The organism is Nitrosomonas europaea (assembly GCF_900167395.1).
Taxonomy (GTDB): Bacteria; Pseudomonadota; Gammaproteobacteria; order Burkholderiales; family Nitrosomonadaceae; genus Nitrosomonas; species Nitrosomonas europaea.
This window is the reverse complement of record NZ_FUWK01000005.1, coordinates 1-12656: the sequence shown is the minus strand read 5'-3', so window position 1 is coordinate 12656 and position 12656 is coordinate 1. Positions and strand designations below refer to the sequence as shown.

The 12656-nt window shown below is 50.5% G+C and carries 11 protein-coding genes; 4 read left to right on the top strand and 7 right to left on the bottom strand.

Going from position 1 to position 12656, the window contains the following annotated elements; genetic code table 11:
- Window positions 1-89 precede the first annotated feature (89 nt).
- Window positions 90-1388 carry an adenylosuccinate synthase gene (locus B5D58_RS03100; RefSeq protein ID WP_011111859.1) on the top strand — a complete coding sequence of 433 codons (1299 nt, stop codon included), beginning with the start codon at window positions 90-92 and terminating at the stop codon, window positions 1386-1388.
- Between the two features lie 63 nt (window positions 1389-1451).
- Here the strand turns inward: B5D58_RS03100 and B5D58_RS03095 are convergent, their stop codons facing one another.
- The 3 genes from B5D58_RS03095 to lon all read right to left on the bottom strand — a co-directional run bounded on the left by B5D58_RS03095 (window position 1452) and on the right by lon (window position 4762).
- Window positions 1452-1778 (bottom strand): hypothetical protein, encoded by a 327-nt coding sequence (locus tag B5D58_RS03095; protein ID WP_011111858.1) that lies wholly within the window; start codon window positions 1776-1778, stop codon window positions 1452-1454.
- 158 nt (window positions 1779-1936) lie between these two features.
- Window positions 1937-2230, bottom strand: a complete 294-nt coding sequence (locus B5D58_RS03090; protein WP_041357160.1) for a hypothetical protein — start codon at window positions 2228-2230, stop codon at window positions 1937-1939.
- A gap of 174 nt (window positions 2231-2404) precedes the next feature.
- The gene (gene lon, locus B5D58_RS03085) at window positions 2405-4762 is read right to left on the bottom strand and encodes an endopeptidase La (protein WP_041357159.1); all 2358 of its coding nucleotides are present in this window, start codon (window positions 4760-4762) and stop codon (window positions 2405-2407) included.
- 677 nt (window positions 4763-5439) lie between these two features.
- Here lon and B5D58_RS03075 point away from each other — a divergent pair.
- Window positions 5440-7824 carry a hypothetical protein gene (locus tag B5D58_RS03075; protein WP_011111855.1) on the top strand — a complete coding sequence of 795 codons (2385 nt, stop codon included), beginning with the start codon at window positions 5440-5442 and terminating at the stop codon, window positions 7822-7824.
- 150 nt (window positions 7825-7974) lie between these two features.
- Here B5D58_RS03075 and B5D58_RS03070 read toward each other — a convergent pair whose 3' ends face one another.
- Window positions 7975-8379: a DoxX family protein gene (locus B5D58_RS03070; protein WP_011111854.1), complete on the bottom strand. Its 405-nt coding sequence runs from the start codon at window positions 8377-8379 to the stop codon at window positions 7975-7977.
- 485 nt (window positions 8380-8864) lie between these two features.
- Here B5D58_RS03070 and B5D58_RS03065 point away from each other — a divergent pair, with 485 nt between their 5' ends.
- Window positions 8865-9566, top strand: a complete 702-nt coding sequence (locus B5D58_RS03065) for a hypothetical protein (protein WP_011111853.1) — start codon at window positions 8865-8867, stop codon at window positions 9564-9566.
- Between the two features lie 79 nt (window positions 9567-9645).
- Here B5D58_RS03065 and B5D58_RS03060 read toward each other — a convergent pair whose 3' ends face one another.
- Window positions 9646-10533: a c-type cytochrome gene (locus tag B5D58_RS03060; protein ID WP_011111852.1), complete on the bottom strand. Its 888-nt coding sequence runs from the start codon at window positions 10531-10533 to the stop codon at window positions 9646-9648.
- Window positions 10534-10590: 57 nt separating this feature from the next.
- On the opposite strand from B5D58_RS03060, the gene B5D58_RS03055 reads away from it, so the two are divergent.
- Window positions 10591-11772, top strand: a complete 1182-nt coding sequence (locus B5D58_RS03055; protein ID WP_011111851.1) for a BaiN/RdsA family NAD(P)/FAD-dependent oxidoreductase — start codon at window positions 10591-10593, stop codon at window positions 11770-11772.
- Between the two features lie 166 nt (window positions 11773-11938).
- Here the strand turns inward: B5D58_RS03055 and B5D58_RS03050 are convergent, their stop codons facing one another.
- Together B5D58_RS03050 and B5D58_RS03045 are read right to left on the bottom strand one after the other, a co-directional pair.
- Window positions 11939-12352: a S1 family peptidase gene (locus tag B5D58_RS03050; protein WP_143023676.1), complete on the bottom strand. Its 414-nt coding sequence runs from the start codon at window positions 12350-12352 to the stop codon at window positions 11939-11941.
- 17 nt (window positions 12353-12369) lie between these two features.
- On the bottom strand, window positions 12370-12656 hold a 287-nt coding region (locus B5D58_RS03045), incomplete at its 5' end, for an integrase core domain-containing protein (protein WP_143779543.1).

Here is a 12656-nt window from a genome sequence, read left to right as displayed (position 1 = left end):
TAATCAGTCGCTGAAAAAGGATACTCATGCACCGTGCTGTTCACAGTGCGGTGCTTTATTTTGGAATAATTTCGAGAGATCAATAGTGTATGGCCAGGAATGTCGTAGTCATTGGAACGCAGTGGGGAGATGAAGGTAAGGGCAAGATCGTCGACTGGCTGACTGATCGGGCTACAGGAGTCGTCCGTTTCCAGGGCGGACACAATGCGGGTCATACGCTGGTGGTAGGTGGTGAGAAAACTGTATTGCATCTGATTCCTTCAGGAATTCTGCGTGAGAATGTGACCTGCTACATTGGTAACGGTGTGGTTCTCTCCCCCGGCGCCTTACTGGAAGAAGTGGATATGCTGGAGCAGGCCGGAGTGGATGTATCCGGCAGGCTGCGTATCAGCGAAACCTGCCCCCTGATTCTGCCTTATCACATTGCTGTGGACGGTGCTCGTGAACTGGCGAAGGGGATGGAAAAAATCGGTACGACCGGCAGGGGAATCGGCCCGGCGTACGAAGACAAGGTTGCGCGGCGTGCAATACGCCTGCAGGATCTGTTTCGTCCTGAAAGGCTTGCCTGCAAACTGAAAGAAGTACTCGATTATCATAATTTCCTGCTGAAAAATTACTACCACGCTGCAACGGTTGACTATCACCAGGTCCTGGATGATTGTCAGATAAAAGCCGAAAGAATCCGGCCGATGGTGGCGGATGTTCCAAAACTGCTGTTTGAAGCCAGTCAGGCTGACAACAACCTGCTGTTCGAGGGGGCGCAAGGTGCTTTGCTCGATATCGATCATGGCACTTATCCCTTTGTCACCTCCAGTAACTGTATCGCTGGTGCGGCTTCGGTGGGTAGTGGCGTCGGGCCGCAGATGCTGAATTACGTGCTGGGAATCACCAAAGCCTATACCACTCGCGTGGGGTCAGGCCCTTTTCCTACCGAGTTGTCGGATGCAACCGGAGAACACCTGGCACAGCGCGGTAACGAGTTCGGTTCCACTACCGGGCGCCCGCGCCGTTGTGGCTGGTTTGATGCGGTGGCTGCCAGGCGTTCTATTCAGATCAATGGAGTTTCGGGATTGTGTATCACTAAACTCGATGTGCTCGATGGATTGGAAACACTGCGTATCGGTGTAGGTTATAAATCAAAGCAGTCAGGCGAGATGTATGACGCCCTGCCTTTTGGAGCGGATGATCTGGCTGCTGCGGAACCAGTTTATGAAGAGCTGCCAGGCTGGCAGGAACGTACGGCAGGTATCCGGAATTTCGATCAGCTGCCCCAGGCAGCACAAAACTATCTCAAACGTATGGAAGAAGTCTGCCAGACACCCATATCCATGATTTCAACCGGTCCTGATCGAACAGAAACGATCGTTTTTCACCATCCTTTCGGATAAATACGGTACTCGCGCAGGTACAGTGATGTTGCAGTGATGTCTGGCAGTTTTGGCTTCATCACTTCATTTTTTCCGGTGCCACTTCTGATAAAGCTCCTCGGAATTCTCATTCCATTTTTTCCTGGCTGCCGACTGATTTTCTTCAGCCCTTTGTAAAACCTGCTGTGCGGCCTGGAGCTCCTTCTCGGTTTCAGCTGCCTTTTCCTGGTGGTAGCGCAAATTATCCTGCTTGACCTGCACATCCTTCCTGGCGTTGCTGAGCTGACTTTCAGCCTGCTTCATCTGTTCGTAGGCCTGGTTGGTTTGCTGCTGCAGATTAGACAAGTCGCCAGCCGTGATTGAGGCAGGGATCATCAACAATGATAAAACTACTATTGTAAGATATTTCATTTTTCCTGTTCTTTCATGAAATGGAGTCTTTTTAAGACCGTGGTGCAGCCTTCATGAAAGAATGGTACATGGGTTTTGCCGGGCTGGAAATAATGATCTGGCTTCGGCAGTTCGATTGCAACTTCTTGAGTACGGGTAATGATCCCGGGTTGATATTGTTATAACCTTGGTTCTTCTGCAAGGAGATGGCAGATTTTCTGCAGGTCAGCACGGATTGCGGCTGGTTTACGTTTTAACCGGGAGGCAAGCACTTTCGAGTCGGTTGTCTCCAAAATAATGCTGGTTTCAAGCAGTTGAAGTAATGACGGCGAGAGAATTTTCCTGCTGTCAAAATTACCAGTCAGACGTGCGACATGCATTTTTGCACGCCGTAACTGTCCGGTTTCGTACACATGCTGGCAGTGTTGCTCATGCTTGCTGTGGGAATGCGTAGTCTGTGTTTCATTTCGCATAAAGCTTTCTCCTTTCATTGATTCAAAATGCAAGGATAACAACTGCACCAGACAAATATATGACAGATAAGAAAAGTATCTGCCTGGTGATTCACACTGTAACCCGGATTTCACCAAATAGCCATGCGACAAATTGCCGCTGCCGCGCAACTGGCTGGCAGGCGGCTACAGTCCTCAAACGGATTCCAGATTGTCGGATTTACCTAGAGCTGCCTGAACAGCATTGTCGGCAGTTTCCAGAAAAACGAACTGTATGGCAGTGCGTGTTGCTTCCGGAACATCATGCAGATCTTTCCGGTTGCGCGCTGGCAGCAGTACAGTTCGAATACCGGCACGCTGCGCCGCCAATATTTTTTCCTTGATGCCGCCAACCGGTAAAACCAGCCCACGCAGGCTGATTTCACCGGTCATGGCCACATCGTGCCGTACCGGCCGGTTGGCAAACAGCGAAGCCAGTGCAATGAACATTGCCACACCTGCGCTTGGCCCGTCTTTGGGGATGGCGCCGGCAGGCACATGTAAATGCACATCGATTCCCTCGAACACTGAGGTTGGAATGTGCAAGTCTTCGGCGCGTGCTTTTACCAGGGTGAGCGCTGCTTGTGCACTTTCTTTCATCACATCGCCAAGTTGACCGGTCAGGATCAGGCGGCCACTGCCATTGATACGCGTCGCCTCGATGAACAGGATGTCGCCTCCCACCGGTGTCCAGGCCAGACCGGTTGCAACACCTGGCAGGTCGGTGTGAAGTGCCAGTTCATGTTCATATTTCTCTGGCCCCAGAATGTCTTCCAGATTTTGAGCGTCGATCTGTACCTGCTGCTGTGTGCCTTGTGCAATTTGCAGGGCGGCGTGACGCATGATCCGGCCGATTTCACGTTCGAACTGGCGCACCCCGGCTTCACGGGTGTAGTTGGCAATGATGCCTTGCAAAGCTGCCGATGTCAGCATGCATTGATCTGTCTGCAGACCGTTGGCTTCGCTTTGTCGTTGCACCAGATAACGCAGCGCAATCTGCAGTTTTTCTTCCTGGGTGTAACCCGGCAGATCGATGATTTCCATGCGATCCCGTACCGGTGGCGGGATCTGATCAATGACATTGGCCGTGGCGATGAATACCACGCGACTCAGATCGAATGGGACACCCAGATAGTTATCACGGAATGTCGAGTTCTGTTCCGGATCGAGAATTTCCAGTAATGCAGCCGCTGGATCACCATGCGCGCTGGCAGTCATTTTGTCGATTTCGTCGAGCATCATCACACAGTTGCGTGCACCCGCCTTGCGCAACCCCTGGATGATATTGCCCGGCATGGCACCCACGTAGGTACGGCGGTGACCACGCATTTCCGCTTCGTCATGGACTCCGCCTAACGATACTCTGACGAACGGGCGCTGTAGCGCGCGTGCAATGCTTTGCCCGAGTGATGTTTTTCCCACGCCCGGCGGGCCGGCGAAGCAGAGGATCGGTGCACGGCCTTGCGGTTTCAGCTTTTGTACGGCGAGAAATTCAATGATGCGCTGCTTGATGCGTTCCAGTCCAAAATGATCAGCCTCGAGAATGGTACGTGCAGCATCAAGGTCGATCGGTTTATCTTCCGGCAGTTGCCATGGCAGTTCTGTCATCCATTCAAGGTAGGTGTGCAGCATGGAAAATTCGCTCGATGCGGCGGGCATCCGTTGTAAGCGCTGCAACTCCTTGTGTGTTTGCTGTTCGATATCTGTCGGCATGCCAGCAGCAGTGATGGCTTCCTCTAGCTTGACGACTTCCTGCTCATTTTCACCATCTTCACCAAGTTCTTTCTGGATGGTCCTCAGTTGTTCGCGCAGCAGAAACTTGCGTTCACGATCCTCCATTTGTTCTTTGGTACGTTCGCCGATTTCCTGAGAAAGTCGCAGGACCTCGATGCGTCGCGCCAGAATTTGCAGCACGCTGTGCAGCCGTTCCTCGATATCGATGGTTTCCAGCAGTTTCTGCTTCTCGGCCACTTCAGTATCGAGCAGGCTGGCAGTAATGTCTGCCAGATCGGAGGGTGCACGCGTCGCCTGCAGTGCATGTGCCAGTTCAGCCGGTACACTAGGCAGCAGCGATACAATTTCCATTGCGCGTTCGCGTAATTGCAATGTCAGTGCTTCCACTTGTGTGGTATCCGGAATGGCTTCCGGAATACGCCGGATCCGTGCGGCAAGGAAGGGATAGCCTTCAACCAGCGCTTCGATGCGGAAGCGCTCGACTCCCAGGCAGACAGCGTGATGTGTGCCATCTTCGGAAGCGATATGGCGCACGACATTGGCAATGGTCCCAATCTGGCAAAGTGCATCCAGTCCAGGTTCATCGACGGAAGGGTTTTTCTGCAGCACGATGCCGACAGGTACTTTCGACTGCAAGGTATGCTGAATCGCTGCAATCGACCGGGTGCGGCCGACGGCAACGGGCATGATCACGTGCGGGAACAGCACGACATTACGCATCGGCACCAGGGCGATGACATCGGCAGGCAGTTCAGGCAGGTTAGAGGGGGATTGTTCCATGGCACTCATTCTCAGGAATTATTCACTGACGCTAATATTGAGCGCTTTGATGGAAATTCAAGGGAACAGCTGGAAAGTCGGGAATAAATCTGCCGATTCATGTCGATTGCACGCACAATGGACGGTGAAGGCTGGTCAGCATCCTTTCTGGAATACGCACTGCATTGCGGGCATATGGTCGGTTCCGGCAGCTTTCCTTTGATTTTATAGGCATCGTCGACACGTTCCTGAAAAATGGTATGGTGCCTTGTGACTTGCTGAAAACCGGGTTGAATGCCTGGAGTACTCATAATGACATCTCCTTTCATGCAATTGACTGATTTTGCAACGGATAATACCGACAGGCACTCAAAAGTGGCAGACACTGCCACTTTCTAGTGGCGCATTTTTATCCTGCGCCATTTGATGATTTTGTCAAGATTTATGCCGGGAAAACAGGGAGGAGCGGTAGAATCGATTCATGTTTCGTATCGTTGGTGTGAAACAATAGAGCTTCCGGACAGGAGAAATGCAGCCGGTGAAACACATCATGATGTGAAAAAAAACAGGATGGGCAAACTGTTGCCAGTCCGATGACGCCGATCAGTAGCAGTTCGCAGCCGTTTCATCGTATGAAGGGGACGGCTTATTCCATACAGTAACACCCCGACAGTCTGATTCACACAAGAGGAAAAATAATGAATACAGCTCATAAATGGCGTTTTTTCAGATCAGGTGGTTTTGATCAGGTGCGTCTGGAAACCGGAGCGGATGTCGAATCGCTCGGAACGCTCGATCCCAAGCTGTGGGCTGCGCTCAGTTGCCCGACGAGCAATTTGGAATTCGATGATAAAACACTCGAGTTCATTGATACTGATCATGATGGCCATATCCGTGTCCCGGAAATCATTGCTGCAGTCGAATGGGTGTCTTCCGTTCTGAAAAATCCCGGGGATCTCACTTCTGGATCAGAAGCGCTGCAACTGAGTGCGATCGATGACAGTACTCCGGAAGGTGCGGCGCTGCTCGCGTCAGCCAGACAGATTTTGCTCAACATCGGTAAAAAAGATGAAGAGGTGATTACAGTCGAAGATACGGCTGATCTCAACAGAATTTTTGCCAGTACCCGCTTCAATGGTGATGGCATCATTCCGGCCACTGCTGCCAGCGATGCCGAAACCCGGGCCGTCATTGAAGATATGATGAAGTGTGTCGGATCGGTTCAGGACCGATCCGGTCTGCCGGGGGTTTCAGCAGAACTGATCGAACAATTTTTTACTGAAGCGAAAGCGTACTCGGAATGGTGGCAGGATGCGGAACGGGATGCTACCAGCATATTACCGCTGGGAGAAAATACTGAAGCCGCAAAGGCGGCCTTTGATGCAGTCAAAGCAAAAATAGATGACTACTTTACCCGCTGTAAGCTGGCTGAATTTGACCAGAAAGCGGGGGATCCGCTGAATCCGGCGTTATCGGATTATGAAGCACTCACCAATACCGATCTCTCCAGCACCACTGAGCAACTTGCCACATTACCGCTTGCAAAAATCGAGGCAAAAAAACCACTGTCACTCAATGAAGGCATCAATCCGGCCTGGGTCGGTGCGATCGATGCACTGAAACGACAAGTCGTTCAACCTCTACTGGCCGATAAAGAACAGTTGAGCGCAGATGAATGGCAGGCGCTTTGTGACAGATTTACTGCCCATCAGGCCTGGCTGGATACCAAACGGGGGGCAACGGTAGAATCTCTCGGAATCAATCGTATTCGTTCGATCCTGGCAGGAAGGTATCAGGATGAGATCAGTGCATTACTGCAGAAAGATCAGTCGCTTGCCAGCGCATCCGATGCGATCGATTCAGTTGAAAAGCTGATTCGCTATCAGCGAAATCTTTTTCAGCTGTTGAACAATTTCGTTTCGTTTCGTGATTTTTATACTGCACAGAACAAGGCAGTTTTTCAGGCAGGTTCACTGTATCTGGATGGCCGTAACTGTGATTTTTGCCTGCGTGTCGACGATATCGAAAAGCACAGCAGCATGGCCGGTCTGAGTGGCATCTATCTGGCCTATTGCGAATGTCAGCGCAGGGGCGGCAGCGAAAAAATGAATATTGCGGCTGCGTTTACGAATGGTGATGCAGACAATTTGATGGTTGGCCGGAACGGTATTTTCTATGATCGAAGAGGGCAGGATTGGGATGCCACCATCGTCAAGATCGTCGAGCATCCCATCAGCGTACGTCAGGCCTTCTGGTATCCGTACAAGCGCATCGGCAAAATGATCGGTGAACAGATCGAGAAAGTGGCCAGTGCGCGTGAAAAATCGGTACAGGATCAGGCGGCAGCAGGGATTGCGGATATTTCACAAAAAGCGGAAGCAGGTAAACCACCCGCGGCAGCGCCCTTCGATGTAGGTAAGTTTGCAGGGATTTTTGCTGCGATCGGTCTTGCAATCGGTGCAATCGGTACTGCGATTGCATCGGTCGTAACCGGCTTCCTGGGTCTGGCCTGGTGGCAAATGCCACTCACGGTTCTTGGCCTGATTCTCGTAATATCCGGTCCTTCCGTACTGATTGCTTTTCTCAAGCTCAGAAAACGTAATCTGGCACCGTTACTTGACGGGAATGGTTGGGCAATCAATACACGGGCAATCATCAATATTCCGTTTGGCATCTCATTGACTCAAATGGCGACATTGCCTGCCGGCGCGCAGCGCTCCCTGACCGATCCTTATGCAGAGAAAAAACGTCCGTGGAAATTCTATCTTTTCGTTCTGCTCCTGCTGGGAAGCATTGCTTATCTTTTTCACAGTGGCTACCTCAATCAGGGTACTGTCGACACGTTGAAAAAGCATTTCTTGTCGGATAAAGCAGAAATTGGCACAGAAGAAGCAAGTACTGCACAAGAGATTCCTTCTGCATCCCCTGCAGAGGAAATTGCTGACGGTCAGAAAACCGAGGATGACAAGCCTCCTCAGCCTGCGGCAAAGGAAGGAGTGGAGAATGGATCTGTGGCTTCTCCTGAACCGGTATCGACTGTCGTTCCAGCGCCAAAACCAGTGTCGGTTCCTGCAAGCCACTGAAACAACTATGAATGTATGGCTCGTCGGCAACACCGTTGTCGACGATGGTTCCAGTTATTACGTAGCACAAACCGGCATTCGACAGGCAGTCGTTTGTGCATGTTGACTGAATACTCTTGTACAGACGACTACTGGTAAATTTTCAGATATTTAATCAGGTTTAATGGCGAATCTGCCACTTCCGAGAAAGAATACCGCGAGCCCTGTCAGTAAAAAGAAAGCCTGCAACTCCAACGCATATCCGCCATGGTCAGTGAATGCGAATAGTTCACTGCGATGTGCCAACCCTATCGCAAATACGGTATTACCAAAAACGAGCAAGCCGCCAATTCGGGAAAATATTCCCAGTATGATCATCAGCGGTGCAATGACTTCCCCCAGATAAACCCCGTAAGCCAGTATCTGAGGCAGATTTACATTTGCCAGCAGTGTGCTGATGTAGTCAAGAGAACCCGGGTTAAATATTTTATGTACGCCATGAAGGAGTATGAGTACACCTACAGTGAGTCGCAGGGTTAATTTACCCAGTGCATCATTCTGGAATGGAAGATTCATTTCAGTTTTTCTCCTTTAGTTGTGTGAATTAAAAATACGATTGTCGTAAGGATCAATTACAGGGTTCGTTATCATTTGATGAGAAATAACCCTGATCCTACCGCCGTGAATTCACCTGTATCTTCTGATTATATGCAAACAAGAATTATACGCATTTGATGGTACCGGAACTGAAATAAGTAAATCTTCTTTATGATTTTCCTCCAGATCCGGCAACAGTATTAAAAAATTTAGAAGTTAAGGTCCAGTATGACGTACTTTCGGCAGCATTCAGAATGAAACATCAGATGTACAAAAAATCGGAGTGCTATAGGAATAAATGGCTGATCTGCCGATAATATTTCCCGGTTTGAAAGCCTGTATTCGTATGCCTTACCAAGACCGGTTACCGTAGTGATTCTACCGGTTGGCATTATTTGCATAGTAGCGTACAGGTTTATAGAGCAACAGCTATAATTTCGGCTGAATAACTTGGACGGACAAAGATGAATTCAACCGGAAATACGAGTAATAACGCTCGTTTGCACTGGTCACATGTGCTGCTGATCGTTCTGGCTACGATTGTGCTGACTGTGGCCGGTACTTACTGGGTGCTCACAACCTATGTTTTTGTTTCATCCTTTGAACCGGTTATTTTGAGCAAAAAGGAAGAAAAAACGCTGGAGCAAAAGCTCCGGACGATCGGTTACGATTTTTCATTTTCGTCACCGACAGCAAAGCGGAATGATGATCTCAAAGGTGAAATCGATGAGGAAGGTTTTCTGAAACCTCAAGCGTATTCCGAGCAGGGGGCAAAACGTGAAGTCAACTTTACCGAGCGGGAAATAAACGCATTGCTGGCCAAAAATACCGATCTTGCACAAAAACTGGCGATCGATTTTGCCGATGATCTGGTAAGTGCACGTCTGCTCCTTCCGCTCGATGAGGATTTTCCGGTACTGGGCGGGAAAACGCTGCGCCTGAACGCCGGTCTCGGTATGGCTTATCGCAACGATAAGCCCGTCATCATCCTCAAGGGTGTCAGTATCATGGGAGTTCCCGTTCCTAATGCCTGGCTGGGTGGATTGAAAAATATCGATCTGGTCAGCGAATTTGGTATGGATCCCGGTTTCTGGAAATCTTTTTCCGAGGGCGTTGAACACATCCAGGTGACGGATGGCAAAGTTGATATCCGGTTAAAAGAGTGATTTCCGGATGCGCTTCCGGTTACGGAAGAAATGGCCGGATCAAGTTTATCGGGCAGGCGGTAAGGATTTCCAGTGTTGTTTATTGCTTACTGTTTCCTGCAGGCCGCATGCGCTTCACATCCCTCATGGCTGTCAGATAGGCAATGATTTCTTCTATGACCTTTTCCCGTTCCGGTATTGCTACAGTCAGAGCTGGCATGGTGGTGTTGTAGCGTAGGCTGGCCGGGTTATCGATCCATTGCTTCAGATATCCGGGTTTGAAGTATTCGATCACGCTGACCGGGTAATTCAGTTCGGGTGCTTTGCCACCTCCCTGGCCATTGATCGTATGGCACGCCATACAGTATTTGCGAAAATGCAGAAACCCTCGCTTGGTTTCTGCAGATGCACCTGCTGGTGGAAACATTCCCGGAAAACGTGCCGCAAAAGAAGCCAGCTCAATACGGGCAATCTGATAAGGCATATCGGAAGCACCTTCATCGAGCAGAGCGGGAGATTTCAGGTTATCCCATATCAGGTAAGCGGGTCCCAGTGCTACAACTTCATGATTCTGGAGTGCGTTACTGAGTGTAAAGGGTTTGCTGTCTGCGCTGGCAACGGCGAGATAAGCATCGTAAGTGAGGAATTTTGCAACCGGAATACTGGGCCGGTAGCCATCCTGGCAGGTGAAGATGATTTCATCCGCTATTCGCCAGCTTGGACCGAACATTTGGTCAAAAACGGATTGTGCTGGATAAACTTTATATTGCCGCTCCCTACCTTCGTGTACTTCAAAAACTTTCAAAGTTTTCTGCCGGGCGAGGGTATTCAGTTCTTCTGGCTTTAGAGATTTGACGAGTCCATCCAGATTTTTGAATTCGATCAATGCTTCAACTACATTGACTTGTGCATAAGCCGGATTGGTAAAGGCGATTAGCAGAAATACACCCAGTATTAAGGGCAAGGTGGTATGAGAGCACTTATTCATTGTCCAGTTTTCTTTGAATCAATATGGAGTCCGTCATATTTTTAACTATTTTTACACATGACTCATTCCTTTGATGTGATCATCATCGGTGCCGGTGCAGCCGGGCTGATGTGTGCAATCGAGGCTGGCAAGCGTGAGCGCAAGGTGTGGCTGATCGACCATAGCGTCAAAATTGCGGAGAAGATCCGCATTTCCGGCGGTGGGCGCTGCAATTTCACCAATCTGCATACCCAGCCCCAGTGCTACCTCTCTCAGAATCCGCATTTCTGCAAATCGGCACTCAGGCGCTATACACCGCAGGATTTCATTGCGCTGGTACGCAAGCATGGCATCACTTTTCATGAAAAAAAGCTGGGGCAGTTATTTTGCGATGATTCCGCCAAACAGATCATCGCCATGCTGTTAGCAGAAGCGCGTGAAGCGGGCGTGAAACTGGAAAACCCGGTGCAGGTGAGTACCATCGAAACCATTGCAGGCGGTTATCGGCTCAATACCAGCCAGGGCGAACGAACCTGTACTTCACTGGTGATCGCGACGGGTGGGCTTTCGATTCCCAAGATCGGGGCCACGCCGTTTGGCTATCAGGTAGCCAAACAATTCGGATTGAATATTATCCCGCCGCGTCCGGCGCTGGTGCCACTGGTGTTCGATGGTGCATTGCTGGCGTGCTGTCAGGCATTGAGCGGGCTTTCAGTCGAGGCGGATGTACGCTTCGGGAAACAGGTTTTTGCCGAAGGATTGCTTTTCACCCACCGTGGATTGAGCGGCCCTTCCATTTTGCAAATCTCATCGTATTGGGAGGAAGGAGAGCCGATTGTGATCAATCTGGCACCCGGTACGGATGTGCTTGCATTTCTGAAAGAACAAAAACAAAGCCAGCCCAAGCTGCATATCAACAACGCACTGGCGGAAATCCTGCCCAGGCGGCTTGCCCAAAGCATTTGCGATGAACATAACGGCAGCGGCCCATTGGCCAGTTTATCTGATACCCGACTCGCAGCGCTGGCTAGCGCGGTTAACGCCTGGCATGTCAAACCGGTTGGCACCGAAGGGTATCGAACAGCAGAAGTAACGCGCGGCGGCGTGGATACACGTGAATTATCCTCACAAACCATGGAGGCAAACAAACAACCCCGCCTGTTCTTTATCGGCGAAGTGGTGGATGTCACCGGCCACCTCGGCGGTTTCAACTTCCAGTGGGCTTGGTCTTCAGGTTACGTAGCTGGGCAATATGTGTAGGTTTGACAGAGGTCACCCTCTGTGCCAGAAGAGCGTCACCTACGAATCAGTACGTTTGTCTCGTGGGGAATTGCATTTCGGATATTGGCAGGATGCTAATCGGTGTCGTTGCGGCCTGACGCCCACATTCAGCTGCGACGTCGGGGTTGCAACAGTTGGTCAGTTCTCATTGACGCCCAAACCTTTGGGAAAGCTCGACTGGCAAAGCAAAGTTGATGTTCTGCGAATCCTTGAGTAGGAACGTAGTGATACCGATAACGCGCCCGAACTCGTCGAATAGTCCGCCGCCACTCGAGCCAGGGGATATTGCTGCTGATGTTTGTATTAGGAACAGTGGCACACCGTCCTTTTTGCGTAACCCGGATACCAGGCCCTCCGCTATGGTCAGCTCGAACCCTCGTGGGGAGCCAACGCTGTAAACGCGCTGCCCCGGAGCGACTGACGAGAGCTTGCCGATGCGGGCGGCTCTGGCGGGTAAGCCAACGGTGTTGAGGATGCAGTAATCCATTTCTTTGCTGCCACGGAGAGCAGTTGCTTCATAGGGATTACCACCAAACATCACAATGAACCGTCCCGACAATCGAGGAGGCTATTTGGTTAAAGTAAAATATCCATCAATGTCTTATTATCCTGGGTTTGTCGGTAGTTTTCTTCAGCCTGAGCTGGAGGAATATACCCGATAGATCCAAGCAGGCGTTGATGGTTATACCAGGCAACCCATTCCAAAGTTGCCAGCTCCACAGCAGCCCTGGTTTTCCAGGGAGCTCTCCTGTGTATCAGTTCAGCCTTGTACAGGCCATTGATCGTTTCAGCCAGCGCATTATCGTAACTGTCACCGCGACTGCCGACAGACGGTTCAATACCGGCTTGTGCCAGACGTTCGG

Bases quoted from the DNA above. Each gene is read 5' to 3' on its own strand.
- B5D58_RS03100 (WP_011111859.1), top strand. From the start codon at position 90: ATGGCCAGGAATGTCGTAGTCATTGGAACGCAGTGGGGAGATGAAGGT.
- B5D58_RS03095 (WP_011111858.1), bottom strand. From the start codon at position 1,778: ATGAAATATCTTACAATAGTAGTTTTATCATTGTTGATGATCCCTGCC.
- B5D58_RS03090 (WP_041357160.1), bottom strand. From the start codon at position 2,230: ATGCGAAATGAAACACAGACTACGCATTCCCACAGCAAGCATGAGCAA.
- lon (WP_041357159.1), bottom strand. From the start codon at position 4,762: ATGGAACAATCCCCCTCTAACCTGCCTGAACTGCCTGCCGATGTCATC.
- B5D58_RS03075 (WP_011111855.1), top strand. From the start codon at position 5,440: ATGAATACAGCTCATAAATGGCGTTTTTTCAGATCAGGTGGTTTTGAT.
- B5D58_RS03070 (WP_011111854.1), bottom strand. From the start codon at position 8,379: ATGAATCTTCCATTCCAGAATGATGCACTGGGTAAATTAACCCTGCGA.
- B5D58_RS03065 (WP_011111853.1), top strand. From the start codon at position 8,865: ATGAATTCAACCGGAAATACGAGTAATAACGCTCGTTTGCACTGGTCA.
- B5D58_RS03060 (WP_011111852.1), bottom strand. From the start codon at position 10,533: ATGAATAAGTGCTCTCATACCACCTTGCCCTTAATACTGGGTGTATTT.
- B5D58_RS03055 (WP_011111851.1), top strand. From the start codon at position 10,591: ATGACTCATTCCTTTGATGTGATCATCATCGGTGCCGGTGCAGCCGGG.